Source organism: Kitasatospora sp. NPDC101108, assembly GCF_055584725.1.
On sequence record NZ_JBVJLM010000003.1, the window covers coordinates 559,279 to 582,988 of the forward strand.

The window sequence follows — 23,710 nt, forward strand, 5'->3', positions numbered from 1 at the left end:
GCCGGGTCTTGGCTGTTTCCGGTGCGCCGGATGGCGCCCAGAGAGGGAGGACCGATGACCAGCCGAAGGGACTCGTTCCAGGGCCGTCCCAGGATGGCCCGGCGCCGCCGCCGGCGTCCGATCGCCGCCGCGGTGACCGCCGCGGCGCTGCTCCCCACCCTCTTCTCGGCCTCCGCGTGCGGCGGACCGGCCGATGCCTCCACCAACGCCGACGACCTGACGGTGATGACCTGGGCCCCGTCCGGCACCGGGTCCGCGGACCGTCCCGGCATGACCGCGCTGGCCGACTCGATCGGCCGGGACGTCAACCTCAAGGGCGGGCTGAACGGCCACAAGCTGCACGTGATCACCTGCAACGAGCACAACACCGCGGACGGTGCCAAGGCCTGCGCCCAGCAGGCGGTGGACGCCAGGGCGGTCGCGGTGATCGGCTCCTACAGCCAGTGGGGCGACGCCTTCATGCCGGTGCTGGAGCGCGCCGGCATCCCGCTGATCGGCGGGTACGGCCTCTCCCAGCCGGAGTTCTCCAGCCCGCTGTCCTACCCGGTGGACGGCGGGATGCCGGCGCTGATCGCGGGCAGCGGCCGCCAGCTGGTCGAGGCCGGCTGCAAGTCCGTCGCGCTGATCCGCCCGGACACCCCGGCCGGCGACAACCTGCTCGGCTACCTGGGCAGCGCGCTCAAGCCCGCCGGGATGAAGCTGCTGGACGTCAAGGCGCCCGAGCAGTCCTCCGACTACACCGCGGTGGCCCGCAAGGCGATCGGCAGGGACGAGCCGGGAAACTGCGTCACCAGCGCGATGGCCGCCGAGCCGACCGGCAACCTGCTGGACGCCTACCGGCGGCTGACCCCGAGGAACACCCGGATCGCCTCGGTGATCGGCAGCGTCCAGCAGTCGGTGGTCGACTCCACCGGCGGCGACTCCGGCCCGCTGGCGGGCGCGTTCGTCACCAGCTGGTACCCGCCGGAGTCGGCCAGGATCTGGGACGGGCTGCGCTCGGTGGTGCGCTCCCAGGCCGCCGACGGGCACAGCATCGACGTCGCCGACCCGGGCGTGCAGACCACCTGGGTCGCCTACGAGGTGTTCCGGGTGGTGTCCGAGAAGCTGGCCGCGGCCGGGAAGCCGGTCGACTCGAAGTCCGTCACCGCCCTGCTGGACAGCGGCGAGGGCATCGACGTCGGCCTGACCCCGCCGCTGAACTGGGGCACCACCAACATGCTGCCCAGCACCGAGTCGCCGCGGCTGGTCAACACCTGGATCACCTACCAGGTGGTCAGGAACGGGCGGATCACCTTGCAGCAGCCGGGCTTCGTGGACGTCCGCTGGGTGCTCACCGGCGGCCGGCCGCCGGCCTGAGCCGCGGTTTCCCGAGGGGCGGGCCGTTGCCCGGCCCGCTCCTCGGCGGCTGCTACAGGTCGCCGTCGCCGCGGCTGGGCAACCCGGTCTGGGTGGCGATCGCGTTCCACAGGGTCGAGGCCTGCTTCTTCGCGGTGGTCGCCGTGCCGCTGGCCTGCACTGCGTTCTTGTAGTGCTGGTTGCCGGTGTCCGGCTTCTTCGGGTCGCAGGAGGACTGGGCGTCGGTCGCCCAGGCCGCGTACTCGTCGTCGGCCTGGGCCGAGGCCGTCCAGGCGGCGTTGAGCTGCTCGATCAGCTGCTGGCCGCCGGGCAGCTTGTCGGTCTTCAGCTGGCCGAGCTTGGTCTGCAGCTCGCGCCGCTTGCCGGCCGCGGCGGCCAGGGCCTGCTGCGAGTCCGGGAGCTTGTCGCACTTCTGCACCGAGGCGACCGCGGAGACCACCGAGCTGCGGCTGTCGCTCGCGGTGCCCAGCAGGTCGGACAGCGGTTGGGCCTGCGCCTTGACCTCCGGGTCGACGGCGGCGGCGGAACCGCTCGCGCTGGCCGTGCCGGGGGCGGTGCTGCCGGTGGCGGCGACCGGCGCGGTCTTCCGGCCGGACTTGCCGGTGTCGTCGCCGCCGTTCATCAGGACGGCGACCAGGATCCCGGCCGCGGCACAGCCCGCCACCACTGCGCCGATGATCAGCTTGTTGGAGGAGCGGCCGCCGCGGCCCGGGCGGCCCGCCTGGGTCGTGTCGGGGTCGGCCTGACCGTAGCCGCCCTGCCCGTAGCCGTCGGTGGGGTGGCCGCCCTGCGGGTAGCCGTCCTGGCCGTAGCCCTGCGCCGGGTAGCCGGGCTGCTGGAACTGCTGCGGCTGCTGAAGCGGCTGCTGCTGCGCGGCCGGCGGGTACCCCTGGTAGCCGGGCGCGGCCTGCGGCGGGACGCCGTAGCCGGGCTGCGGCGCGGGGTAGCCGCCGCCCTGGGGGTCGCCGCCCGGGTACGGCGGCAGGTGCTGGGTGGCCGGCGCCGGGTCGGCCTGCGGCGGGACGCCGTAGCCGGGCTGCGGCGCGGCACCCCACTGCTGCTGGGTGTGCGCGCCCTCGCCCAGGTACTCCGGCTGACCGGACGGCTGACCCACCGGCGGCACGGCCGTGGGGCTCTGCGGCTGGCCCGGCTGGCCCTGGGGCTGGCCGGGCTCGGGGCGGAACAGGTCGTCCAGGTTGAAGTCACCCGAGTTGGGGTACGAGCGGCGCTGACTCAACGCGATTCCTCACCTGTGCAGGACCGCGCACAGTCGGCGGACCACATCTCGTCGGTTCTTGGGAGCATCACAGTTCCTTGGACGTCGCGCCCACGCTACCGGTTCACCTCACCGGGTGACCACGCGGGCGGGACAATCCCACCGCTCCGACCGCTCCCCGCACGGGCGCTCCTCAGGCCGCCTCCGCGTCCGCCCTGGCGTGGAACTCGCGCACCACCCGCTGCTCCCGGTAGGGCTCCAGCCGGCGCCGGAACTCGTCCAGGTACTCCACGCCCCGGTTGGAGCGCAGCCCGCTCAGCAGCCGCACCGCCTGGGTGCCCGTCTCGCAGGCGCGTTCCAGGTCGCGCTGCTGGAGCTGGGCGGTGGCGAGCAGCACGAGGTCCACCGCGCGCCGGCGCACCCGGGTGGGCGGGTGCAGGTCGAGCGCCCGCCGGGCGTAGTGCTCGGCCGGACCGGCCTGTTCCAGGTCCCGGTGGCAGTGGGCGAGTTCGTCGGCGAGGTAGGCGTCGTCGAAGTGGGCGATCCAGTCCGGGTCGTCCTCCGGGCGGCGCTTCTCCATCATCTCCAGCGCCTTGGCCGACACCGCCTCGCAGGAGCGGGCGTCGCCGAGCAGGGCGTGGCCGCGGGCCTCGGCGGCGTAGAACATCGCCATCGCCGTCGGGGTGGCGACCGCCCGGGCGCCCTCCTGGGCGGCGCGGGCGAGCTGGGCGATCTCCCGCGGGTTGCCGAGGGTGGCCGCCAGGTGGCTCATCGAGGCGGCGAGGACGTAGCCGCCGTAGCCGCGGTCGTCGGCGGCCTGGGCGAGCCGCAGGGCCTGGATGTAGTAGCGCTGGGCCAGCCCGGGCTGCCCGGTGTCCACCGCCATGTAGCCGGCGAGTTCGGTCAACCGGGCCACCGCGGCGAAGAGTTGGCGGCCGGTCTCCTCCCGGTAGGCGCCGCCGAGCAGGCCGGAGACCACCGAGTTGAGGTAGTGCACGACGACCGGGCGCACGTGCCCGCTGCCGAAGCGGTGGTCCAGGTCGACCAGCATCGCGGTGGTCGCCTTGATCGCGGCCACGTCCGTCGGGCCGACCCGGGGGCCGCCGGTGCGGGCCACCACCGGGTCGGGCGGGGTGATCAGCCAGTCCCGGCTGGGCTCGACCAGCGCGGAGGCGGCGACCGTCGCCCCGGTCAGGAAGTCCCGCCGGCCGACGTCGCTGCGCCACAGCTCGCACACCTGCTCCAGGGCGGCGCCGATGGTCGGCGCGAACTGCAGCCCGATGCCGGAGCTGAGGTTCTTGCCGTCGGCCATGCCGATCTCCTCGACCGACACGCTGCGGCCGAGCTTGCGCCCGAGGGCCTCGGCGATCACGGCCGGCGCCTGCCCCCTCGGCTGCTGACCGCGCAGCCAGCGGGCGACGGAGGTCTTGTCGTAGCGCAGGTCGAGTCCGTGCTCCGCGCCGCACAGGTTGACCCTGCGGGCCAGACCGGCGTTGGAGCAGCTGGCCTCCTGGATCAGCTGCTGCAGGCGCTCGTTGGGCTGTCGTGCGACGAGTGGTCTCGCGGCCATTGGGCTTCGCCTCCCCACACCCTCCGGTCCCGGCCGGCGGGCGACGATGTGCTGATCTGTTGCCGACTGTCCGACCGTCCAAGGAATCTGACACCAGGTTAGCGATCAGCAACGTCAGCGGGATACCCACGGTGACGAACCGCACCCCCCGCGCGCCCTGGGAAATGCTTCCGTGCGCCCCCGCTGCGCCTGCCTCCGCCCGCGCCAACTCGCTTGAGTCACCGGTTCGGGTGACGTTGCCGGGATGCGGCCGACCGGGGGCCTCCGAGCCGTAACCAGCCTCACGCACGGTAGTTGAGCAGCCCGTGGAAGACATCCCCGACGCCCCCGGCCAGAACGAGAACGCCGGCCTGCCCCCGCTGCTGATCGAAGCCGTCGGCTACGCCGAGAACCGCCACTGGGAGGTGGCCCCGGGCGCCTGGCTGATCGACGGCGACGGGCCCGCCCGCTGCTCCTGCGGCGACCCGCGCTGCGCGCTGCCGGGAGCCCACCCGATGGACGCGGACTGGGCGCGCAGGGCGAGCGCCGGGCCGGGCGCGGTGCGGCGCTGGTGGACCGAACGGCCGAGGGCGTCGATCCTGCTGCCCACCGGCCGGTCCTTCGACGTGCTGGACGTGCCGGAGACCGCCGGGTGCCTGGCGCTGGCCCGGATGGAGCGGATGGACCTCCAGCTCGGCCCGGTCGCGGTGCTGCCCTCCTCGCCCGGGCGGGTCGGACGGCGGCTGCACTTCCTGGTGCTGCCCGGGGTCGCGGCCAAGCTGCCGGAGATGCTGCGCAAGCTGGGCTGGCCGCCCGGGCGGCTGGACCTGGTCGCCCGCGGCGAGGGGGACTGGACGGTCGCCCCGCCCTCGCGGATCGGCTCCACCGGCTACGCCCAGTGGGCCCGCTCCCCCTCCGAGTCCAACCGCTGGCTGCCGGACGCCGCCGAGCTGATCAGCCCGCTGGCCTACGCCTGCGGCCGCGAGGCTCCCGCCCAGCAGTTCCAGCCCGCCCAGCCGGCCGGAGTCTGACCCCGGCGGCGGCCCCCGAATCCTGCCGCCCTGAGCCGATCGGGTGAGGGCGAGCAACGCGCGACACAACGCGCGCGAGTGACGGGCCTTGTCTCCCACCGGAGACAGGGCCCGTCATACGCATGTGCGGATAAGGCCTCGGTCTACCCGCTGGTCAACCGGAAAAGCCCCTCGTACGAGTGACAGCGCTCAAGGATTGCCATGATCGGCCGAGGGGAGGAATTGCGGTGCGAGGGGACGCCGGAAGGGTCGCTCGGACGGGGAAGCCGGGCGAGGCGGTGGAGGGGACGGGAGGGAGCGGGAGGGGCGGAGGGGAACGGGAGGGAACCGGGGAGGACGGGAAGGGCCCGCTGCACGGGGAGCAGCGGGCCCTGACCGTCGGTACCGAGGAAGCGGCCGGGCCGGGGCCTCAGCCCTGGGCGACGAACACGTGCTGGGCGATGTCCTTGCCCAGCTCCGCGGCGTTCTCGCCGCTGCCGACCAGCACGCCGCCGACGCCGGTGGTCACCTTGACCGTGGAGCCCGGCCGGATGCCGGCCCGGCGCAGGGTGCTCATCAGGGCGCTGTCGGTCTGGATCGGCTCGCCGATCCGGCGGACCACCACGTCCGCCCCGGCCTCGCCGGGCTTGACGGTGTCCAGCGGGACGAGCGCGGCGTCGAAGCCCTCGCCCTCGGCCTTGGTGTCGCCGAGCTCGTCCAGGCCCGGGATCGGGTTGCCGTACGGGGACTGGGTCGGGTGGCCGAGCATGGCGAGCACCTTGCGCTCGACCGTCTCGCTCATCACGTGCTCCCAGCGGCAGGCCTCCTCGTGCACCTGCTCCCACTCCAGGCCGATCACGTCGACGAGCAGGCACTCGGCGATGCGGTGCTTGCGCATGACGCGCACGGCGAGCCGGCGGCCCTCCTCGGTGAGTTCGAGGTGGCGGTCCCCGGCGACCTGGAGCAGCCCGTCGCGCTCCATCCGGCCGACCGTCTGGCTGACCGTGGGACCGCTCTGTTCCAGGCGCTCCGCGATCCGGGCGCGCATCGGGACGATGCCCTCTTCCTCCAGCTCCAGGATGGTGCGAAGGTACATCTCAGTGGTGTCGATCAGCCCAGACATCGCCGCTGGCTCCGTTCTTCGGTGTCCTCACCGCCAATTCTGACGTACCGCACCGACAACCGGGCCCGCCCGGGGTGTTCCGGTAGCGGTTTTCGTTCCTGTTGACAGCGGTACCGCCGGGGCGCGACCGTGCTCGCCGTAGCTTTCTCCACTGGCGGTCTGGACCACCCCCGCCGCCCCACCCGGCCGGCTCCCTCACCGGCAGAGAGCGAAGGCAACCGATGAACGACCTGGTCGGCAGGTACTTCGACGCCGCGATCGCCCACCTGAACCGGGTCCGGGAGGAGGAGGCCGACGGCATCGAGGCGGCGGCCGCCCTGCTGGCCGAGGCGATCGCCGAGGGCCGCCGGGTCTTCACCTTCGGCGCCGGGCACTCCTCGCTGCCGGCCCAGGACGTGGTCTACCGGGCCGGCGGGCTGGTTCCGGTGAACCTGCTGAACGTGCCGGGGACGGCCGGGGTGACGACGGTGCCCGCGCCGCTGTCCAGCGCGCTGGAGCGGGTCTCCGGGCTCGCCACCTCGGCCCTCGACCTGACCCCGGCGACCGGCGGGGACCTGCTGTTCCTGGTCTCGCTGTCCGGCCGCCAGGTGATGCCGGTCGAGCTGGCCCGGCACGCCCGGGAGCGCGGGCTGAAGGTGATCGGGGTGACCTCGCTGGCCTACCCGGGCGAGGTGCCCTCGGCGCACCCCTCCGGCACCTACCTCAAGGACCACTGCGACGTCGTGCTGGACAGCAAGATCGCGGTCGGCGACGGCGAGCTGTCCCATCCCGGCGCCGAGACCTCCTTCGGCCCCGTCTCCACCATCGTCACCAGCGCGCTGATGCAGGCCGTGGTGGCCTCGGCGGTCGGGCGGCTGGCGGACCGGGCGGCCGCCGGGGACGCCCCCGCGCCGCCGCTGTTCCGCTCCGGCAACGTCCCGGGGGGCACCGAGTGGAACGCCAAGCAGATGGCCGACAACGCCGGGCGCATCTTCTACGCCTACTGACCCCGTCCACCCACCGATCCCCGCCATGACCCCGCGTGCCGGTGCGACCACGGAACGTACCGGACAATCCACCGGGCCTTCCCGGCCATTGCCGACCGCCCCGGCCCGCGCCAGGCGTACCGGGAAGCCGCCCGGGGCAGGAGAGCGGAGGGACCGGAGCGACGGGTGGGGGCCGAGCATGGCGTCTGGTGCGGCACGGACCGGGTGGGTGCGCGAGCGGGAACTGCTGCCCGAGTTCTTCTGGGCCGCCGACGCGGCCTCGCTGCGCGGCCAGCGCCGCGCGGTGCTGCTCTCGGCCTGGGAACTGGCACTGCTGCTGGTCGCCGCGGCGGCCGGCTCGGCCGACGGCGAGCCGTGGGCCTGGCCGGCCGCCGCCGGCTACCTGGGCGCGATGGCGCTGGCGGTGGTGATCAGCCGGCAGAACCCGCAGGGCCTGTGGTACGAGGGCCGGGCGGCCGCCGAGTCGGTGAAGACGCTGGCCTGGAAGTTCGCCGTCCGGGCGGACGCCTACCAGCCGCCGCCGCACAGCCTGCCGGACGCCGAGGGGTTGTACCGCTTCCAACTCACCCGGGTGCTGAGCGCCTTCCGCGACAGCCCGGTGGGGGTGGCCGTCCCGGCGGACGGGGTCGAGATCACCGAGGCCATGCGCGACCTGCGCGGGCAGCCGCTCGCGGTGCGCCGCGAGGTGTACCTGAACGAGCGGATCCGGGTGCAGCACGACTGGTACCGCAGCAAGGCCCGCTACTGCGCCCGCGCCGGGTACTGGACCGGCGTGCTGGGCGTGCTGTTGCCGGCGCTGGGCCTGGCGCTGGCGGTGCTGCGGGCGCTCGGCGCGTTCACCTACGACGCGCTGGGCACGGTCTCGGCGGTGGCCGCCTCGGTGACGGCCTGGGCGCAGCTGCGCCAGTACCGCCCGCTGGCCGCCGCGTACGGCCTGGCGGCCGAGGAGCTGGAGCTGATCCGCCTCCAACTCGCCCGGCTGGACCTGGAGTCGACGGACGCCGAGGAGATCTGGGCCCGGCTGGCCCGGGACGCCGAGGACGCGGTGTCCCGCGAGCACACCACCTGGCAGGCCCGCCGGGAGGTGCGCACCACCACCGACCGGGAGCACTGAGGAGGAACGCGTGGCGTTACGGATGGTCAAGACGTCGGACGGCCGGGCCCTGGCCGTCGAGTCCCTCGGCGACCCGCGCGGCCGTCCGGTGTTCCTGCTGCACGGCATGCCCGGCAGCCGGGTCGGCCCGCACCCGCGCAGCACCGTGCTGTACCGGCTGGGGGTGCGGCTGATCTCCTACGACCGGCCCGGCTACGGCGACTCGACCCGGCTGTTCGGCCGCCGGGTGTCGCACGCGGCGGCCGACGTGCGCACCATCGCGGACGAGTTGGGCCTGGAGGGCTTCGCGGTGCTGGGCCGTTCCGGTGGCGGCCCGCACGCGCTGGCCTGCGCCGCGCTGCTGCCGGAGCGGGTCAGCCGGGTGGCGGTGCTGGTGGGGCTGGCGCCGCGGAACGCGACCGGTCTGGACTGGTACGCGGGGATGACCCCGTCCAACGTCCGCGCCTACCGGGAGGCCGAGCGCGGGCACGGCCGGATCGCCGACGCGATGGAGTTCCGCTCCCGGCAGATCAAGGACGACCCGGTCCGGCTGCTGAACGGGCTGCGCACCGAACTCACCGGTACCGACCGGGAGGTGGTGGCGGACAGCGGGCTGCGGCGGATGCTGCAGAGCAACTACCGGGAGGCCTTCCGGCACGGCGCCGACGGCTGGATCGACGACGTGCTGGCCTTCACCGCCGACTGGGGTTTCGAGCTCGGGTCGATCAGGGTGCCGACCTGGCTGTGGCACGGCGCCGACGACCAGTTCTCGCCGGTCGACCACTCCCGCTGGCTGGCCGACCACATCCCGGGCGCCGAACTCTTCGTGGAGCCCGGCGCCGCGCACTTCGGGGCGTTCCGGGTGATGACCACGGCCCTGGCCTGGGCGGCCGGTTAGGGCGGCCCCTACGGCCTCACCGGCGTCAGGGGCTCGGAACCGTCCAGCACCGCGAGGATGTTGTCCACCGCCAGGCCGCCCATCGCCTGCCGGGTGCGGACGGTGGCGCTGCCCAGGTGCGGGACCAGCACCGCGCGCTCCTGGGCGAGCAGCGCGGACGGGACGTCGGGCTCGTGCTCGAAGTTGTCCACGGCGGCGGCGAACAGCGCCCCGGACTCCAGCGCGGCGGCCAGCGCCTCCTCGTCCACCACGCCGGCGGTCATGCTGACCACCACCGCCCCGGGCGGCAGCATGGCCAGCCGGCGGGCGTCCAGCAGGTGCCGGGTCTCCTCGGTGCACGGGCAGGTGACGACCAGCACGGTGGAGGTGGCGAGCAGTTCCTCCAGCGGCTTCCACTCGGCGCCGTGGGCCTGCTCGGGCGGCAGTTCGCGGCGGTTGTGGTAGCTGACCGGCATGTCGAAGGCCTCGGCCCGGCGGGCGACCGACCGGCCGATCCGGCCCATGCCGAGCACGCCGAGCGGGGTACCGGCCAGTTCCAGGCCGAGCAGGAAGTTGGGGCCCCAGGTCCAGGGCGTGCCGGAGCGCAGCAGCCGCTCGCCCTCGCCGAGCCGGCGGGTGGCGGCCAGCAGCAGCGCCCAGGCGGTCTCGGCGGTGGCGTTGGTGAGCACGCCGGGGGTGTTGGTGACCACCACGCCGCGTTCGGCGCAGGCCGCGAGGTCGATGTTGTGGTAGCCGACCGCGTGGTTGGCGACGATCTCCAGCTGCGGGCCGGCCGCGTCCAGGAACTCGGCGTCGACCCGGGTGTTCAGGGTGGTGAGCACGGCCCGGCGGCCGCGGACGGCGTCGAGCAGTTCGGCCCGCTCCAGCTCCCGGTCGCTCTCACGGCAGGTGGCGGCGTACCGGGCGGTGAGCCGTTCGAGGACGCCGGGAGCGGGGCGCCGGGTGACCAGGACGGGGGGCGGGGTATCCATGGTTGCGCAGGCTACCCCGCCCCTCCCCGGTCACACCGGCTGCGGCTCCAGGTCGCGGTTGATCCGCTTCCAGCCGCGCGCGGACACCGTGTTGGGGTGCTCCTCGCCGAACTGCCGGATCAGCTCGGAGATCGCCCGGGCGCGCAGTTCGGCGGCCTGGGTGTGCCGGCCCGCCGCCCGCAGGGTGATCGCCAGGTTGGCCTCGCAGGCCACCGCGTCCGGGTGCTGCGGGGAGTAGCGGGCGCACAGTCCCGCGTACGCGGCCCGACCGAGTTCCTCGGCGAGTTCGGTCTGCCCGTCGTCGCCGTAGGCGTTGGCCAGGTTGATCATCGCGTTGAGGGTGTACGGGTGGTCCGGCCCGGCCGAGCGGGTCAGGCCCTCGACGGTGGCCCGGCCGGTTTCGATGGCGCCCTGGACGTCGCCGCTGCCGCGCAGGTAGATGCCGAGGTTGTTGGCGCAGGCCAGGGTGAAGGGGTGGTCGTCGCCGAACAGCCGCCGGTGGCCGTCGTAGACGGTGGCGCACAGGTCGCGGGCGGCCTCCTTGTCGCCGAAGGCGCTGTGGTCGGCGGCCAGGTTGAGCGCGCAGGCCAGCGCGTCGGGGGCGTCGGCGCCGTAGCGCTCCAGGTAGCGCTCGTAGGTCTCCTTGGTGATCCGGCGGGCCTCGGCGAGCTGGCCCATCCGACGCAGCGAGACGGCCAGGGACTTGGCGTTGCGCAGGCTCTCGGGCAGGCCCGGGTCCAGTCCGTCGCCGAAGTCCGCGGTGACCTCCTGGAGCAGCTCGGCCGAGCCGCGGTAGTCGCCGAGTTCGCGCAGGTCCCGGGCGAGGGCGGACTTGGTGATGAGGGTGTACGGGTGCTTGGGCCCGAGCACGGCGGTGCGCCGGTCCAGGGTCTCCTGGTCGAGTTCGCGGGCGGCCTCGCTCTCGCCGACGAGGCGGTAGTCGATCGCCAGGTTGTTCGCCATGGAGAGCGTGCGCGGGTTGTCGTCCCCGAACAGCTCGCGGAACTGGTCGAGGATCTCCCGGTCGAGGTCGAGCGCGGCCTGGAAGCGGCCGAGCGCCCGGCGGTCGGCGCCGAGTGAGCCGGCCGTCATCAGCGTGTACGGGTGGTGCTCGCCGAGCAGCGCCCGCTGGCGCTCCAGGGTGGCTTCGTCCAACGCCAGCGCCTCGGCGTAACTCCCCTGGGAGCGCAGCACGTTGGCGAGCTGGAAGCGCAGCAGCAGGGTCTGCCGGTCGTCCTCGCCGAGCTTGCTGGTCCACTCGGCGTCCAGGGCGTGGCCGAGGTCCCGGGCGCGGTCGAGTTCGCCGCGCTTCCACAGGTAGCGGACGCGGTCGATGAGCAGCTGGCGGGTGTCGGCCTCGTCGCAGTTGTGGGCCTTGGAGGGCGACAGGTGGGGCCAGATCTCGTCGAAGGCGGGCCAGTTGGCCGGGTCGTCGGTGTCGCCGAGGACGGGCCGGGCGCCGGTGAGGATGCGGTGCACCTCGTGGACGGCGGTCTCCTGCTCCTCGTCGCTCATCCCGGCCCGGATCACCGCCTGGACGAGCCGGTGCACCTGGAAGCTGTTGCTGCCGGCGTCGACCTTGGCCAGGGCGTAGCGGCCGATCGCCTGGATGACCTTGCCGAGCATGAACTTGTCGCTGAGGTCGGCGTCGTACTTCACCAGCGCGCGGATCATCTGGTCGCTGTAGAAGAGGTTCATGGAGATCGGCTCGGGCGCGAAGAAGGCGCACAGCTGGAGCAGCCGCACGGCGGCCGGGGACTGCTGGCGCAGCCGTCCGATCGAGACGTTCCAGGTCGCGGCGACCGGGGTGGGGTAGTCGGTGGGGTGGTCGACGGCGAGGGCGCGGGCCGCCTCGGCGTGCAGCTGGTTGACGTAGGTGTCCACGGGGGTGCCGGTGGTGTCCAGCCAGGCGGCGGCCACCTCGACGGCCAGCGGCAGGTCGCCGACGGCCTCGGCGACCCGGTCGGCGTCCGCCCGGGAGAGGCTGCGGGCGCGCCGGCACAGGTGCTCGACGCTCTCGCCGCGGGTGAAGACGTCGACCTCCAGCGCCTCGGCGTGCCCGGTCCAGGCCTGGTTGCGGGAGGTGACCAGGATGTGGCCGGAGCCGCCGGGGAAGAAGCGGCGGATCTCGCTGGGCTCGTCGGCGTTGTCGAAGATCAGCAGCCAGCGGGAGGTGGGCACGCCGCGGCGCAGCGCCTCCCGGGCGGCCTCGGCGGCCTCGGTGACGGAGTCGCCGACCCGCAGGCCGAGGCGACGGGCGAGTTCGGCGAGCGCGGGGGCGACCAGCTCGGTCTGCTCGGCGTCGATCCACCAGACCAGGTCGTAGTCGGACATGAAGCGGTGGGCGTACTCCAGGGCGACCTGGGTCTTGCCGACGCCGCCGAGCCCGTACAGGGTCTGCGGGGTGGGCAGGACGGCCGCCATGCCGCCGCGCAGCTGGTTGCGCAGCTGCTCCAGGACGGCGGCGCGGCCGGTGAAGGAGGGGTTGCGCGGCGGCACGTCCCACACCGAGGGCTTGCTGCCGGGGAAGCGCGGGCCGCCGCTGGGGGCGTCGCCGAGCGGGGCGTCGCCGCGGCCCAGCGCCCGCAGCAGGCTCTGCACGGACTGCGCCTCGTCGCGGCCGACCAGGTCGACCGGGTTGCGGTTGCTGAACGGCGCGGTGAGCCGGACGTCGCCGACGCGCACCGGCAGCAGCTGGCGCCGGGTGCCGGAGGGGTCGGAGTTGACCACCGACTCCCACAGCGCCCGGGCCTGCGGGGAGCGCTGGTAGGCGGGCGAGAGCACGGCGACGGTGCGGTAGGCGGAGTCGATGCCGCGCTCGGTCTCCTCGCGCGGGTCGGTGCCGGCGCTGAGGTCGCGCGGCAGCACCCGGAAGCCGGCCCGGGTCAGCACCGACTCGATCCAGTCCGCCCACATCCGGTCCTCGGGCACGTAGGACAGGTAGAGGTCGGCGGGGACGGACGGGCGGCGGCGGGTGAAGGCGTCGACGTAGCGCAGCCGCACCTCCTCGTCGATCGGCGGCAGGCCGGTGACCCGCCCCTCGGTGATCACGGAGGTGAGCCGCTCGCAGGCGGCCAGCATCGAGGTGGGGGTGCCGGTCTGGTCGCCGAAGGTGGCGAGGATCTCCTCGTAGGCGTAGAACGGCCGGTACGGGATCTCCACCGAGCCCCAGTAGCCGGCGAGTTCCTCGCCGCTCAGGCCGGCGGGCAGGCCGTCGAAGCGCACCCGGGCGAGGGCGCGGCCGGCGTCGGCCTTCTCCTTCTCGCCCTCGTCGATGCGCATCGGGACGGGCAGGATGCGGATGCCGCGGTCGCGGTAGCGGTCGTGGATGTGCTGGGCGATCCGGGAGGCGCCGTCGATGGACTGGTCGCTGAGGGTGAAGCAGACGACCAGGTCGTCGGGCATCTGGACGGTGCAGATCTCGGCGATGTCGGACAGGCCGGTGCGGGAGTCGATCAGCACGTAGTCGTAGCGCTTGGACATGTCGGCCTTGAGCGCGTCGAAGAACTGCCCGCCGTCGAAGCGGTCGTAGAAGATGTCCCAGTCGAGGTGGGTGACGGCCTCGGAGTAGTCGCGGTTGAACTGGCCCGCGGAGAGGAAGTCCAGGCTGCCGCCGGACGGGAAGTGCGGCCAGGACAGCGACAGCGCGTGCGGGTGCACCCGGGCAAAGTCCAGATGCCAGCCCTCGGCGTGCTCGACCGGGCGCAGCGCCTCCTCGCGGTACTCGGCGATGAGGTCCATCATCCCGGTGGTGCCGGCCAGGGAGGCCGGGTCGAGGAAGGGGTGGAAGAACTTGGCGAGGCCGGGGGCCTCCAGGTCCCAGTCCACGGTGAGCACCCGGAAGCCGTTGGCGGCGAGGATCCAGGCGGTGTTGGCGAGGGCCATGGTGCGGCCGGTGCCGCCCTTGTAGGAGTAGAAGGTGATGATCCGGCCCTGGCGGTCCTGCTCCGCGGCCCGCCGGGCGGCGTCGCGCGCGGCGGCGAGTTCGGCGGCGCCGATGCGGAAGTTCCTGGTGGTGTTGTCACTCATCGGTACGGTCCTCCCAAGGGCGCCATCCCAGCATCGGGGTCATCGCCGTCGTCACGGTCGTCGCGGGTGTCGCGGTGGTCGTTGTTACGGGCGTTGCGGTGGCTGCGGTCGTCGCGGCTCCGGTCGTCGCGGCCCCGGTCCTCGCGGCCCCGGTCGTCGCGGCCCCGGTCGTCGCGGCCCCGGTCGTCGCGGCTCCGGTCCTCACGGGCCCGGTCGTCGCGGCTTCCTTCGTCGGGATCGGGATCGGGATCGGGGTCGCGGTCGAAGGGCTCCGGGCCGTACTGGTCCGGCCGGTGTCCGCCGAAGCCGTCCGGCCCGTAGGCCCCCGGTCCTCGTCGGAAGGCCTCCCGCAGGCTCGGCCGGGGCGTCGGCGGTTCCTCGGGTTCGGCTCTGGTGCGGCCCTCGAAGGCGTACTTGGCCTTCATCGCCGCCCGGGGCAGCGCGTCGTCGAAGTCGTCCAGGGTGTTCAGGCCGGTCGGGCCGGTCACCCCGAGGAAGCTCGGGCGGCCGGCCCGCCGGGTGATCCGCAGGGTCTGGTCGCTGAGCTCGACCAGTTCGCGGCCGCCGCCGTCGCACTCGGGGTCGTCGCTGTTCCACGGCTCCAGCACGCTCACCCAGGTGGCGTCGCAGCGGTCGAAGCGGCGGACCAGCTCGCGCCGGTGCGGGTCGCGCAGCGCCCACCGGTCCAGCAGCAGCAGCCCGGGGGCCTCGGCGTTGCCCTCGATGATCGACTCCACCTCGTCGTCGAACTCGTGCACGGTCGGCTGGAAACCCAACTGCCGCGCCAGGCGCACCGCGTGCTGGGCGATCGGCGACCCGGCCGGACGGTAGGGGTGCCAGTCGGTGCGCCGGACACCGTAGAAGTCGGGGTTGCGGTCGGGCGGCAACTCGCCCTGGTGGTAACTGAGTACGGAGATCCGCAGCTGCTTGGTCGGGGAGGTCACGTTGAAGGCGCTGGGCAGCGTGTTGAAGTCCAGCCGGCGCCCGACGGGGATCACCGTCTCCTCCGCCACCTGGACGATCCGTGCGGCCAGCCGGTGCACGGCCAGCTCGTAGGCGGCGCGGAAGTAGCTGAGCTTCATCAGGGCGTACAGGCCCTCGGTGGCGTAGTCGGGCCCGAACCCGGCGTGGTTGAACTGGAGTTCGCTGGCCACCTTGGGCAGCCGGTAGCGGCTCATCGGCGCCCACAGCACCGGGACGATGCCGCTGGTGCGCTCGGCGTCGATGGTCGCCGGGTACACCGGGCGGCGGGTGAAGGCGTGCCATTCCTGGCCGCACGGAACGCTGTTGAAGTAGCGGGGCGAGTACAGCGGCACGAACACCCGGCAGCTCGCCAGCTCCTCGGACAGCCGCTCGGCCCACAACTCGCCCTGGTGCATGGACTCGTCCATGAATCCGACCGGCACCCCGGCCGGGACGGTGGTGAGTTGCAGCACCGCCTCGCAGAGGTCCCGGTACAGCTGCCGGACCCAGTGGTTCGGATCACCGGCACCGCGCGCACCGGACTTGGGGGTGTGCGCGTAGGAGAGGAAGAAGTACGGCCGGGCCTCGTCCTCGTCCCAGCCACGGTCGTTCACACGCGCCTCCCCCGGGCCCGTCGGCAACCTGGTTCCCGCAGCCCCCGTGCGGCGGGGTCTCAGTGTAGGAACGACTGACGCCCCAATGGAATAGCACAACGACCCGCACGAATTGACATGACCGAAACGATGCCGCTGTGTTCTTTCGTGGAGCAGTACCCTCGTTGCGGCCGCCGTGAACGATCAGGAGGGGTACGCATGGAGCAGCTCAACTGGCAGAGGTCGAGTTTCAGCACCGACCAGAGCAACTGGCTGGAGATCGCCTCCAAGGGCGAGTTCGTCTACATCCGCGAGTCCGACAATCCCGAGCTGGTCGTCACCACCACCCGCACCAAGCTCAACGCCTGGATCCTGGGCGCCAAGGACGGCGAGTTCGACCACTTCGTCGGCCTCTGAGCTCACCCCCGGTAACGGGCGGCGAGCGCCCGGACCGTCTCCGCGATGCGGTCGCGGAGTTCGGCGGGCTCCAGGACCTCGACCTCGGCGCCGAGCCGCAGGAACTCCCCGTGGGCGTGGTCGACCGACTCGATCGGCACCCGGGCCCGCGTCCAGCCCTCCTCCACCAGCGTCACCCCGAGGCGGCGGGCGCCCTCGGCCGTCAGCCGCACCAGCGCCTCACCGGTGTGCAGCCGGGCGCGGAACTCCGCCAGGTAGCGCTGCCAGTAGGCGGCCAGATCGAAGCCGTCCGGCACGGCGAACTCCCCGTCCTGACCGCCCAGTCCGATGATCTGGTCGACCCGGTAGGTGCGCGTCCCGGACGGCCCGCCGGCGACCAGGTACCAGCGGCCCGCCTTGAGCACCAGCCCGTACGGCTCCACCCGCCGCTCGATCTCCTCCGGCACCCGCCAGCGCCGGTACCGCAGCACCACCGCCCGCCGCGCCCACACCGCGGCGGCGACGGCCGCCAGGTGCGGGGTCTCGTCCGCGTCGCCGTACCAGCCGGGGGCGTCCAGCAGGAAGCGCTCCTGGATCCGTCCGGCGTGCTCGCGCAGCTCGGCCGGGAGAGCAGCCCTCAGCTTGAGCTGGGCGGTGGCGAGCGCCTCGCCGAGGCCCAGTTCGGCGGCGGCGCCCGGGAGCGCGGCCAGGAAGGCGGCCTGCGCCTCGGCGGCCGTCAGCCCGGTGAGGCGGGTCCGGTAGCCGTCGACCAGCCGGTAACCGCCCGCGTGCCCGGCCTCGCCGTACAGCGGGATCCCGGCGGCGGCGAGCGCCTCGACGTCCCGGTACACCGTGCGGACCGAGACCTCCAGCTCCCCGGCCAGCTGCTGGGCGGTCATCCGGCCCCGGTTCTGGAGCAGCAGGAGCAGGTTGACCAGTCGGCTCGCGCGCATGCCGCCAGTATCCACTGACACCGGTTGTCAGTGGAGGGCCCCTAGCCTGCGGCGCATGAACGACTTCGACTTCCTTCACGGCTCGTGGGACGTGGCCAACCGCCGCCTCACCGCGCCGCTCAGCGGCGGTGGCACCTGGGAGGAGTTCCCCGGCCGGTCGGTGATCCGGCCGCTGTTCGGCGGCGGCGGCAACATCGACGAGATCGACTTCCCGACCCTCGGCCGCCGGGGCGTCACCCTGCGGCTGTTCGACCGCGCGACCGAGCAGTGGTCGATCCACTGGTCCGACAGCCGGACCGGCCGGCTGGACCCCCCGGTGATCGGCGGCTTCACCGGCGACCGCGGCGACTTCCACGGCGAGGACACCCTCGACGGCCGGCCGATCCGGGTGCACTTCACCTGGTACCGGCTCGGCCCGGACACCGCCCGCTGGGAGCAGGAGTTCTCCGCCGACGGCGGCCTCAGCTGGGAGCACAACTGGACCATGGACCTCACCCGCACCGGTCCGGCCCTGGGCGGGCTCGGCGCATGAACCTCGTCGTCGAACTGCGCCGGTACACCCTGCACCCCGGCGCCCGCGAGACCCTGATCGAATTGTTCGAGCGGGAGTTCGTGACCGGCCAGGAGGCGGTCGGCATCACCGTCGGCGGCCGCTTCCGTGACCTGGACGACCCGGACCGCTTCGTCTGGCTCCGCGCCTTCCCATCCATGGCCGAGCGCCGCCGCGCCCTGGAGGCGTTCTACTACGGCCCGGTCTGGCGGGAGCACCGCGACGCGGCCAACGCGACCATGGTCGACAGCGACGACGTCCTGCTGCTGCGCGGCCCCGGCTTCGCGCTGCCGACGGACGGCCGCGAACTGCGCGCCACCATCTGCCACCCCGCCGACCCGGCCGCCTTCGACACCTGGGCCGCCCGGCACCTGCGCCCCGAGCACGCCCTCCACCGCACCGAACACGCCGAGAACGACTTCCCCCAACTCCCTGTCCGCACCGGCGAAGACGCCCGCCTCTGGTTCGGCCCGACCGAGGAGCCCCCACCCTGGCCCCACCAGCACCTCCACCTGGAGCCCGTGAAGGGTTAGGGAGGCGTTGCGCAGGAAGTCAGCCCGGCCGACTTCCTACGCAGCCACCCCCACGCGCCCACCAACACCGCGCCGGCACCCACCCCCTGGGCGCCTTGCGTAGGAAGTCGACCAGTCCGACTTCCTACGCGATCAGCCCCACGCGCCCACCAACCCCGACACCCACCAACCCCGACACCCACCAACAACAACCCGACACCCCCGGCATCCACCCCCCGGGCGCCCACACAGGAAGTCGACCGGACCGACTTCTTACGCAAACCGGCCCTGTCATGCTGGACCGGTCTCGGAGGGGGGCGGGCTGGGGCCGAGCCCATCGGCGGCTGGGTCAACAACCGCAATCTGCGCGAGTGTCCGATCACCGGCGCCCACTTCCCCGAACTCCGGCTCCGGGTCGACGCCCTGCTCGCCGCCTGCGCGGTCCTCTGATCCCGCACACAGGAGAAGTCGGCCAGGCAGACTTCCTGTGCAGGGGGCGGCATACGCTCGGGCCTGTCCGTGGGAGGGGTCAGGCACCGGGGAGGTCGGGATGGGCGAGCTGGAGCGGGTTGATCTGGGCGAGGTGCCGTACACCGAGGCCGTCGAGCGGATGAGTGGCTGGGTCCGGCAGCGGCAGGAAGGGTCGATCAAGGATCGGCTGGTGCTGCTCACCCACCCTCCGGTGATCACATACAGCGCCCGAACGCCACCCGATGAGCTGCCCACGGACGGCCGGATACCCCTGGTCGGGGTGGACCGGGACGGTCAGGCGACGTACCACGGCCCCGGGCAGCCGATCGGCTAGCTGGTGATCAACCTCCGCGAGGTCGGCCCCGGCGACATCGTGCGCTGGCTGGAGAACGGCCTGATCAGCGCCCTGGTGTCGCTGGGCCTGAGACCGTTCGGCGCGCCACCCCGCCCAAGCCGCAGAGTCTGGTGGGCTTCTGGACGCCGGAGCACCGGAAGGTCGCCTCAATCGGCATGAGAATTCGCGGCGGCGTGACCAGCCACGGGTTCGCGCTGAACGTCGCACCGCACCTGGCGGAGTTCTCCGCCTTCACCGCCTGCGGGCTGCCCGAGGTCGCCATGACCTCGCTCGCGGAGATGGCCGCCGCCACGGGTCGCCCCGCCCTCACCGAAGCAGCGGTGCGAGCGGCCGTGGCCGAGGCGCTCGGTGCGACCTGACAGCCCGAGGGCTTCAGGCCCCGACGAGCTCCGCCAGCTCGTCGGCCGACTCCGGGGTCAGCCGGTAGAACCCCTGGAGGCTGACGAACCGTTCGAGGCGTCCGTCCACCACGTACTTCAGCCCCCGGGTCTGGTTGCGGCGGTTGCGCCAGGTCAGGCGCGGCAGGAGGTCGCCCGGTATCCGCTGGTCGAAGCGGATCGGCGTGGCGTCCACGTGGACGGCATCGGCTCCGCAGCCGCCGGCACCGAGCATCCACCAGTCGGTGTGCCCGGGGAACGCCGGGTGCTGCCAGGTCTTCGGCTCGGCGCCGCAGCAGTCGCCGCCTTCCCGGTCGACGATCCGCATCCGGCTCACCACGAACACCTCGCACTGCTTGACGTGCAGCGCGTACACCTCGTCCCCCGCGCGGGCGCCCGACCAGGCGGGCAGCGACTGGTGCACCCCGCTGAAGGCGACGGGCGGCCGCTGACCCACGCGGCCCTCCTTGCGCAGCGCGCGGCAGGTGTCCTGGGTCCACAACACGGTGTAGGCATCTGGCATGCCACTGAGCTTAGGAACGGGGACCGACATCGGTGCGGGCCCCGCTTGCGAACGGGGCCCGCGCGCCCATCACCCCGTGTGACACTCCCGGAACCGCTGGGACCAAACTTGGCACCATCCGCCGAGCACGGCTGCCACGAGGACGAGGAACAGCGGCCCGGTCACACTCGACGCCGAGTCCGCTTGAACTCGCGCAGCAACGCGAGGAGGTTGATCACGGTACTGGCCGGGACATTGCCGAGATTGACGAGCACCCGGCCGTTGATGATCTGCTCGCCCGGCTTCGCGGACGGCCAGAGGAGGCCGAACTCGCGTCCCTCGGTGCGGAGCTCCACGATCAGCTCGGTGAGCTGCGGGCCCGTGAGGTGGTGGATCGCCGGATCGGCCGGGTGGATGGGGTGGAGGGCGTTCACGCGAGCAGGCCGTCCACCTCGAACCAGACCCGCTTGCCGAGCTTCAGCGGTTCGGCACCCCAGCGATGGGTGAGCCCCTCAACCAGCTGCAACCCCCGTCCGGACTCCGAGAGTTCGGTGAACGCTCGGCGCCGGGGCAGCTCGGAGCTGCGGTCGGCGACGACCACGCGGACGGTGCCACCCTCGGCGCTGATGGCGACGGCGGGCGAGGGGGTGCGGCCGTGCCGCCAGGCGTTCGAGATCAGCTCGACGAGCGCGAGTTCGGCGTCGGCGATGGAGGAGCGGAGGTACCCGGCGCGCTCCATGACGTCGCGCAACAGCTCGCGCGAGACGGTGAGGGAGGGGGAGTTGAGGTTGGGGTCACACATGGGGAGTCTCCCATCAGCTCAAATGAGCTACGCGCAGACCGGCATGACGCCACGTCTGGCGAGCAGTGCACTAAGACTTTAGTGGACTAGCCATGAAAGCTGCAACACGCTCCGCACATGGCTCTACACTTTCCGTAGGCAAGGATCTGGAGGAGGGGTACATCCATGGGACTCAGGCCTGGGATCAGCGAACGCCAGCGACGTCTTGGTGAGGAGCTTCGTCGAGTGCGCGATGCCGCCGGACGCTCAGCGGTGGAGATCGGACAAGCGATCGGCGTGAAGGGCCCGGCCGTCAGCCATATCGAGTCGGGCAGGATGGGTCTAAACATTGAACGAATGACCACCTGGCTCGACCTGTGCGATGTCTCAGATCCCGCGTACCGGTCCGGCCTCGGCGCCCTGTGCGAGAGCTCGGGTAAAGGGTGGTGGACCGACTACAAGCACGATGTGATTCCTCACGCTCTCGATCTGGCCGAGGCGGAGGCCGGCGCAATCGCCCTGGACTGCTACGAAACTCTCCTCGTCCCTGGCCTGCTGCAGACCAAGGCCTACAGCGAGGTCATCCATGGATACAACGAGAGGAAGGTCGAGTTCCGTCACCAACGCCAGAAGCTACTGACCGGTGAAAGAGCGCCCCACGTCCGCGCGGTGATCCATGAGGCAGCCCTGCACATGATGTACGGCGGCCCGACCGTCATGCGGGACCAGCTGAATCACCTCATCGAGATGAGTCAGCTGCCGAACGTGACGATCCAGATCCTCCCGTTCGACTGCACGACCTATGCGGCAAGCGAGACACCGTTCATGCTCATCCGCGCGACGCACAGCCGACTTCACACGCTCTTTCTCGAACAGCCTCATGGCGTCGCATTCATTGGCGATCCTGAGTCCATCGCAACGTTCGACCAGAAGTTCGACCGACTCAGGGGCTTGTCTCTTCCGCCCCTGTCCGCTTCCACGCCGACGCCCTCCGCCACCTATCGTGACTCACTGGGCTTGATCCAACACGTCAGATACAAAATCCAAGGACGATGACCATGCGCCAGCTCACGTGGCAGAAGTCGAGTTTCAGTACCGACCAGGCCAACTGCGTCGAAATCGCCTCCGCCGGCGACCACGTCTACATCCGCGAGTCCGACGATCCCACCACCGTCGTCACCACCACCCGCGCCAAGCTCCACGCCTGGATCAACGGTGCCAAGGCCGGCGAGTTCGACCACTTCGTCGCCTGACCGCTCCCCCGCGCCCCGGCCCGTCGCCGGGGCGCGGATAGCGGATATCCGGTGGCACGCCCCTCACCGGGCAGCCAGGATCACCACATGCACGTCTTCCTTGAGACCGCACGGCTCACCCTGCGCCCGTTCACCGAAGCGGACACCGATCACCTCCACGCGCTGGACAACGATCCGGAGGTCATGCGCTTCATCAACGGCGGTGAGCCGACCAGCCGGGAGACCGTCGAGACCCGGGTGCTGCCGCGTCTCCTCCACGACACCCCTGCTTCGGCACCCGGGGCTTCTGGGCCGCCGAGGAGAGGGCCACCGGCCACTTCCTCGGCTGGTTCGAGTTCCGCCCCCTCGACGACGACACCCCCGCCGTCGTCGAACTCGGCTACCGGCTGAACCGGACGGCCTGGGGCAAGGGTTACGCCACCGAGGGCTCGCGCGCGCTGATCGACAAGGGCTTCACCGACCTCGGCGTCGAGCGGGTCACCGCCAACACCATGACCGTCAACTCCCGTTCCCGGCGGGTGATGGAGAAGTCCGGCCTGTCGTTCCTCCGGAACTTCACCGGCGACTGGCCGGACGCCATCCCCGGCTCCGAACACGGCGAGGTCGAGTACCAGCTCACCCGCGCCGACTGGCGGCGGCGCCGGTAGCCGTCACCCGTGCGGCCGAAGCAGTGCATCCCCCGGCCCGTCCGGCCGTTGATCCCGTCATGGAAACGAGAACCTGGGCCGGACTGCTCGCCGGCGCCGCCGTGCTGATGACGGGCGCGGCACTCGCCCCGGTCGCCGGTGCGGCGGGCACCCCGACCGCGCCGCACGACCCGTACACCCGGACCGAGTTGTTCTTCGGCACCGAGCGGCCCGACGGCGGCCCCGCCGTCACCGACCAGGAGTTCCAGGACTTCGTCGACTCGGTGATCACCCCGCGCTTCCCCGACGGCCTCACCGTCGAACAGGCGCGCGGCCAGTACCGGGACCGCTTCGGCGTCATCGAGCACGAACGCTCCTACCTGGTCACGTTGTTGTACCCGACCCCCCAGGCGAAGCCGGCGGGCGCAGCCGTCGAGGAGATCCGCCGCAGCTACGACCAGCGCTTCCAGCAGGAGGCCGTCGGCCGGGTGGACGAAGCGGTCAAGGCATCGTTCTAGCCAGGGCCTGCTTGGTGAGCGTCCCGAGGTGGAGTCGTGCGCGGCCCGGGGCGTCGGGAAGGATGCCGGACATGGAAGGAAGCTACAAGCTGCTCCGTCAGACCAGCCGATGGGCGAGCTTCGCCCACGTCACGATGCGCGGAGAGGCGTCGGCCGAGCCCGCTGTCCGGATGGGCGCGGACGTGTTCGGGTGGCGCGTCCGGTCGTACGGGCCCACCGTCGGTGCCGTCCAGGGCGACGATGAGCAGTTTCGGGCGGAGGCGCTGGAGGGCGCCCGGTATGCGCTGGCGCAGCTTCCCGAGGAGAGTCGCGGGCTGTCCGTGTCGGTCGTCGAGATCGTGACATCGCCGGTGGACACGGGCCCTGGCGACGTGAAGTTCGCGGCGGCGCACGCCGTATGGGCGATGGTCGGCCGGCAGCCGGACCGGGACCGGCAGCCGTGGATCGATGACAACGGCGCCCCCGTCTTCCCGTAGCAGGCCCGGGAGCCCGGCCGCCACGGCTCGGCCGCGCGGCCCATCCCTCCGGAGACTCTGCGCACCCGCCGCGGCTCCCGCCGCGCAGGAAGTCGGCCCCGTCGACTTCCTGCGCATTTCTCGCTCCGGTGATCCCCGGCGGCCGGGCGAGGC

General features: G+C 72.5%; 24 protein-coding genes and 1 pseudogene. 15 read left to right on the top strand and 10 right to left on the bottom strand.

Annotated elements, in window-relative coordinates; all coding sequences use genetic code 11:
- Positions 1 to 54: 54 nt before the first annotated feature.
- Positions 55 to 1,356, top strand: a complete 1,302-nt coding sequence (locus tag ACZ6Z8_RS10810) for an ABC transporter substrate-binding protein (RefSeq protein ID WP_465608249.1) — start codon at positions 55 to 57, stop codon at positions 1,354 to 1,356.
- Positions 1,357 to 1,408: 52 nt separating this feature from the next.
- Here the strand turns inward: ACZ6Z8_RS10810 and ACZ6Z8_RS10815 are convergent, their stop codons facing one another.
- Positions 1,409 to 2,593: a hypothetical protein gene (locus ACZ6Z8_RS10815; RefSeq protein WP_465608251.1), complete on the bottom strand. Its 1,185-nt coding sequence runs from the start codon at positions 2,591 to 2,593 to the stop codon at positions 1,409 to 1,411.
- Positions 2,594 to 2,765: 172 nt separating this feature from the next.
- A complete protein-coding gene (locus ACZ6Z8_RS10820) occupies positions 2,766 to 4,142 on the bottom strand; it encodes a transcriptional regulator (protein WP_465608253.1) in 1,377 nt (458 codons plus the stop codon).
- A gap of 305 nt (positions 4,143 to 4,447) precedes the next feature.
- On the opposite strand from ACZ6Z8_RS10820, the gene ACZ6Z8_RS10825 reads away from it, so the two are divergent.
- Entirely contained in the window at positions 4,448 to 5,152 is a 705-nt protein-coding gene (locus ACZ6Z8_RS10825; RefSeq protein ID WP_465608255.1) for a bifunctional DNA primase/polymerase, read from the top strand.
- A gap of 409 nt (positions 5,153 to 5,561) precedes the next feature.
- Here the strand turns inward: ACZ6Z8_RS10825 and ACZ6Z8_RS10830 are convergent, their stop codons facing one another.
- Positions 5,562 to 6,254, bottom strand: a complete 693-nt coding sequence (locus tag ACZ6Z8_RS10830; RefSeq protein ID WP_465608257.1) for a metal-dependent transcriptional regulator — start codon at positions 6,252 to 6,254, stop codon at positions 5,562 to 5,564.
- Positions 6,255 to 6,475: 221 nt separating this feature from the next.
- Between ACZ6Z8_RS10830 and ACZ6Z8_RS10835 the strand changes: the two genes are divergently transcribed.
- From ACZ6Z8_RS10835 to ACZ6Z8_RS10845, 3 genes are all read left to right on the top strand, one after another.
- Positions 6,476 to 7,240 carry a sugar isomerase domain-containing protein gene (locus ACZ6Z8_RS10835; RefSeq protein ID WP_465608258.1) on the top strand — a complete coding sequence of 255 codons (765 nt, stop codon included), beginning with the start codon at positions 6,476 to 6,478 and terminating at the stop codon, positions 7,238 to 7,240.
- A 208-nt stretch (positions 7,241 to 7,448) separates the two neighbouring features.
- Positions 7,449 to 8,354: a DUF4231 domain-containing protein gene (locus ACZ6Z8_RS10840; protein ID WP_465608260.1), complete on the top strand. Its 906-nt coding sequence runs from the start codon at positions 7,449 to 7,451 to the stop codon at positions 8,352 to 8,354.
- 22 nt (positions 8,355 to 8,376) lie between these two features.
- Complete coding sequence (locus tag ACZ6Z8_RS10845; protein WP_465608449.1) at positions 8,377 to 9,231, top strand: alpha/beta fold hydrolase; 855 nt, start codon at positions 8,377 to 8,379, stop codon at positions 9,229 to 9,231.
- Between the two features lie 8 nt (positions 9,232 to 9,239).
- Here ACZ6Z8_RS10845 and ACZ6Z8_RS10850 read toward each other — a convergent pair whose 3' ends face one another.
- From ACZ6Z8_RS10850 to ACZ6Z8_RS10860, 3 genes are read right to left on the bottom strand one after another with little or no spacing between them, the layout of a single operon-like run.
- Positions 9,240 to 10,202: a 2-hydroxyacid dehydrogenase gene (locus tag ACZ6Z8_RS10850; RefSeq protein ID WP_465608262.1), complete on the bottom strand. Its 963-nt coding sequence runs from the start codon at positions 10,200 to 10,202 to the stop codon at positions 9,240 to 9,242.
- A 30-nt stretch (positions 10,203 to 10,232) separates the two neighbouring features.
- The gene (gene fxsT / locus ACZ6Z8_RS10855) at positions 10,233 to 14,231 is read right to left on the bottom strand and encodes an FxSxx-COOH system tetratricopeptide repeat protein (protein WP_465608264.1); all 3,999 of its coding nucleotides are present in this window, start codon (positions 14,229 to 14,231) and stop codon (positions 10,233 to 10,235) included.
- The gene (locus ACZ6Z8_RS10860) at positions 14,228 to 15,808 is read right to left on the bottom strand and encodes a TIR-like protein FxsC (RefSeq protein WP_465608266.1); all 1,581 of its coding nucleotides are present in this window, start codon (positions 15,806 to 15,808) and stop codon (positions 14,228 to 14,230) included. Before ACZ6Z8_RS10860 ends, fxsT begins: the two co-directional genes overlap by 4 nt.
- Before the next feature lie 198 nt (positions 15,809 to 16,006).
- On the opposite strand from ACZ6Z8_RS10860, the gene ACZ6Z8_RS10865 reads away from it, so the two are divergent.
- Positions 16,007 to 16,204: a DUF397 domain-containing protein gene (locus tag ACZ6Z8_RS10865; protein ID WP_465608268.1), complete on the top strand. Its 198-nt coding sequence runs from the start codon at positions 16,007 to 16,009 to the stop codon at positions 16,202 to 16,204.
- Between the two features lie 2 nt (positions 16,205 to 16,206).
- Here ACZ6Z8_RS10865 and ACZ6Z8_RS10870 read toward each other — a convergent pair whose 3' ends face one another.
- Entirely contained in the window at positions 16,207 to 17,136 is a 930-nt protein-coding gene (locus tag ACZ6Z8_RS10870; protein ID WP_465608270.1) for a helix-turn-helix transcriptional regulator, read from the bottom strand.
- A 55-nt stretch (positions 17,137 to 17,191) separates the two neighbouring features.
- On the opposite strand from ACZ6Z8_RS10870, the gene ACZ6Z8_RS10875 reads away from it, so the two are divergent.
- The 4 genes from ACZ6Z8_RS10875 to ACZ6Z8_RS10890 all read left to right on the top strand — a co-directional run bounded on the left by ACZ6Z8_RS10875 (position 17,192) and on the right by ACZ6Z8_RS10890 (position 19,383).
- Positions 17,192 to 17,668 carry a hypothetical protein gene (locus ACZ6Z8_RS10875; RefSeq protein ID WP_465608272.1) on the top strand — a complete coding sequence of 159 codons (477 nt, stop codon included), beginning with the start codon at positions 17,192 to 17,194 and terminating at the stop codon, positions 17,666 to 17,668.
- The gene (locus ACZ6Z8_RS10880; RefSeq protein ID WP_465608273.1) at positions 17,665 to 18,219 is read left to right on the top strand and encodes an NIPSNAP family protein; all 555 of its coding nucleotides are present in this window, start codon (positions 17,665 to 17,667) and stop codon (positions 18,217 to 18,219) included. The genes ACZ6Z8_RS10875 and ACZ6Z8_RS10880 overlap by 4 nt, the downstream gene beginning before the upstream one ends.
- 529 nt (positions 18,220 to 18,748) lie before the next feature.
- Positions 18,749 to 19,003 (top strand): hypothetical protein, encoded by a 255-nt coding sequence (locus tag ACZ6Z8_RS10885; protein WP_465608274.1) that lies wholly within the window; start codon positions 18,749 to 18,751, stop codon positions 19,001 to 19,003.
- A gap of 194 nt (positions 19,004 to 19,197) precedes the next feature.
- Positions 19,198 to 19,383: a hypothetical protein gene (locus ACZ6Z8_RS10890; RefSeq protein ID WP_465608276.1), complete on the top strand. Its 186-nt coding sequence runs from the start codon at positions 19,198 to 19,200 to the stop codon at positions 19,381 to 19,383.
- A 13-nt stretch (positions 19,384 to 19,396) separates the two neighbouring features.
- On the opposite strand, the gene ACZ6Z8_RS10895 is transcribed toward ACZ6Z8_RS10890, so the two are convergent.
- The 3 genes from ACZ6Z8_RS10895 to ACZ6Z8_RS10905 form a co-directional block, all read right to left on the bottom strand.
- Positions 19,397 to 19,924, bottom strand: coding sequence for a hypothetical protein (locus tag ACZ6Z8_RS10895; protein WP_465608278.1), 528 nt, complete (start codon positions 19,922 to 19,924; stop codon positions 19,397 to 19,399).
- Positions 19,925 to 20,085: 161 nt separating this feature from the next.
- On the bottom strand, positions 20,086 to 20,337 hold the full coding sequence (locus tag ACZ6Z8_RS10900) for a hypothetical protein (RefSeq protein WP_465608280.1): 252 nt from the start codon (positions 20,335 to 20,337) through the stop codon (positions 20,086 to 20,088).
- Positions 20,334 to 20,705 carry an ATP-binding protein gene (locus ACZ6Z8_RS10905; protein WP_465608282.1) on the bottom strand — a complete coding sequence of 124 codons (372 nt, stop codon included), beginning with the start codon at positions 20,703 to 20,705 and terminating at the stop codon, positions 20,334 to 20,336. Before ACZ6Z8_RS10905 ends, ACZ6Z8_RS10900 begins: the two co-directional genes overlap by 4 nt.
- Before the next feature lie 165 nt (positions 20,706 to 20,870).
- Between ACZ6Z8_RS10905 and ACZ6Z8_RS10910 the strand changes: the two genes are divergently transcribed.
- The 5 genes and pseudogenes from ACZ6Z8_RS10910 to ACZ6Z8_RS10930 all read left to right on the top strand — a co-directional run bounded on the left by ACZ6Z8_RS10910 (position 20,871) and on the right by ACZ6Z8_RS10930 (position 23,557).
- Positions 20,871 to 21,740 (top strand): helix-turn-helix domain-containing protein, encoded by an 870-nt coding sequence (locus ACZ6Z8_RS10910; protein WP_465608284.1) that lies wholly within the window; start codon positions 20,871 to 20,873, stop codon positions 21,738 to 21,740.
- 2 nt (positions 21,741 to 21,742) lie between these two features.
- Positions 21,743 to 21,937 (top strand): DUF397 domain-containing protein, encoded by a 195-nt coding sequence (locus ACZ6Z8_RS10915; RefSeq protein ID WP_465608285.1) that lies wholly within the window; start codon positions 21,743 to 21,745, stop codon positions 21,935 to 21,937.
- A gap of 87 nt (positions 21,938 to 22,024) precedes the next feature.
- A pseudogene (locus ACZ6Z8_RS10920) lies at positions 22,025 to 22,584 on the top strand (GNAT family N-acetyltransferase).
- A gap of 59 nt (positions 22,585 to 22,643) precedes the next feature.
- On the top strand, positions 22,644 to 23,081 hold the full coding sequence (locus ACZ6Z8_RS10925; protein WP_402811622.1) for a DUF3574 domain-containing protein: 438 nt from the start codon (positions 22,644 to 22,646) through the stop codon (positions 23,079 to 23,081).
- 62 nt (positions 23,082 to 23,143) lie between these two features.
- Positions 23,144 to 23,557, top strand: a complete 414-nt coding sequence (locus ACZ6Z8_RS10930) for a hypothetical protein (protein ID WP_465608287.1) — start codon at positions 23,144 to 23,146, stop codon at positions 23,555 to 23,557.
- The last annotated feature ends 153 nt before the right edge of the window (positions 23,558 to 23,710 follow it).

Coding starts and splice junctions, on each gene's coding strand:
- ACZ6Z8_RS10930 (WP_465608287.1), top strand. CDS start 23,144: ATGCCGGACATGGAAGGAAGCTACAAGCTGCTCCGTCAGACCAGCCGA.
- ACZ6Z8_RS10880 (WP_465608273.1), top strand. CDS start 17,665: ATGAACCTCGTCGTCGAACTGCGCCGGTACACCCTGCACCCCGGCGCC.
- ACZ6Z8_RS10875 (WP_465608272.1), top strand. CDS start 17,192: ATGAACGACTTCGACTTCCTTCACGGCTCGTGGGACGTGGCCAACCGC.
- ACZ6Z8_RS10830 (WP_465608257.1), bottom strand. CDS start 6,254: ATGTCTGGGCTGATCGACACCACTGAGATGTACCTTCGCACCATCCTG.
- ACZ6Z8_RS10820 (WP_465608253.1), bottom strand. CDS start 4,142: ATGGCCGCGAGACCACTCGTCGCACGACAGCCCAACGAGCGCCTGCAG.
- ACZ6Z8_RS10835 (WP_465608258.1), top strand. CDS start 6,476: ATGAACGACCTGGTCGGCAGGTACTTCGACGCCGCGATCGCCCACCTG.
- ACZ6Z8_RS10925 (WP_402811622.1), top strand. CDS start 22,644: ATGGAAACGAGAACCTGGGCCGGACTGCTCGCCGGCGCCGCCGTGCTG.
- ACZ6Z8_RS10845 (WP_465608449.1), top strand. CDS start 8,377: ATGGTCAAGACGTCGGACGGCCGGGCCCTGGCCGTCGAGTCCCTCGGC.
- ACZ6Z8_RS10885 (WP_465608274.1), top strand. CDS start 18,749: ATGGGCGAGCTGGAGCGGGTTGATCTGGGCGAGGTGCCGTACACCGAG.
- fxsT (WP_465608264.1), bottom strand. CDS start 14,231: ATGAGTGACAACACCACCAGGAACTTCCGCATCGGCGCCGCCGAACTC.
- ACZ6Z8_RS10905 (WP_465608282.1), bottom strand. CDS start 20,705: ATGTGTGACCCCAACCTCAACTCCCCCTCCCTCACCGTCTCGCGCGAG.
- ACZ6Z8_RS10895 (WP_465608278.1), bottom strand. CDS start 19,924: ATGCCAGATGCCTACACCGTGTTGTGGACCCAGGACACCTGCCGCGCG.
- ACZ6Z8_RS10810 (WP_465608249.1), top strand. CDS start 55: ATGACCAGCCGAAGGGACTCGTTCCAGGGCCGTCCCAGGATGGCCCGG.
- ACZ6Z8_RS10870 (WP_465608270.1), bottom strand. CDS start 17,136: ATGCGCGCGAGCCGACTGGTCAACCTGCTCCTGCTGCTCCAGAACCGG.
- ACZ6Z8_RS10865 (WP_465608268.1), top strand. CDS start 16,007: ATGGAGCAGCTCAACTGGCAGAGGTCGAGTTTCAGCACCGACCAGAGC.
- ACZ6Z8_RS10910 (WP_465608284.1), top strand. CDS start 20,871: ATGGGACTCAGGCCTGGGATCAGCGAACGCCAGCGACGTCTTGGTGAG.
- ACZ6Z8_RS10850 (WP_465608262.1), bottom strand. CDS start 10,202: ATGGATACCCCGCCCCCCGTCCTGGTCACCCGGCGCCCCGCTCCCGGC.
- ACZ6Z8_RS10915 (WP_465608285.1), top strand. CDS start 21,743: ATGCGCCAGCTCACGTGGCAGAAGTCGAGTTTCAGTACCGACCAGGCC.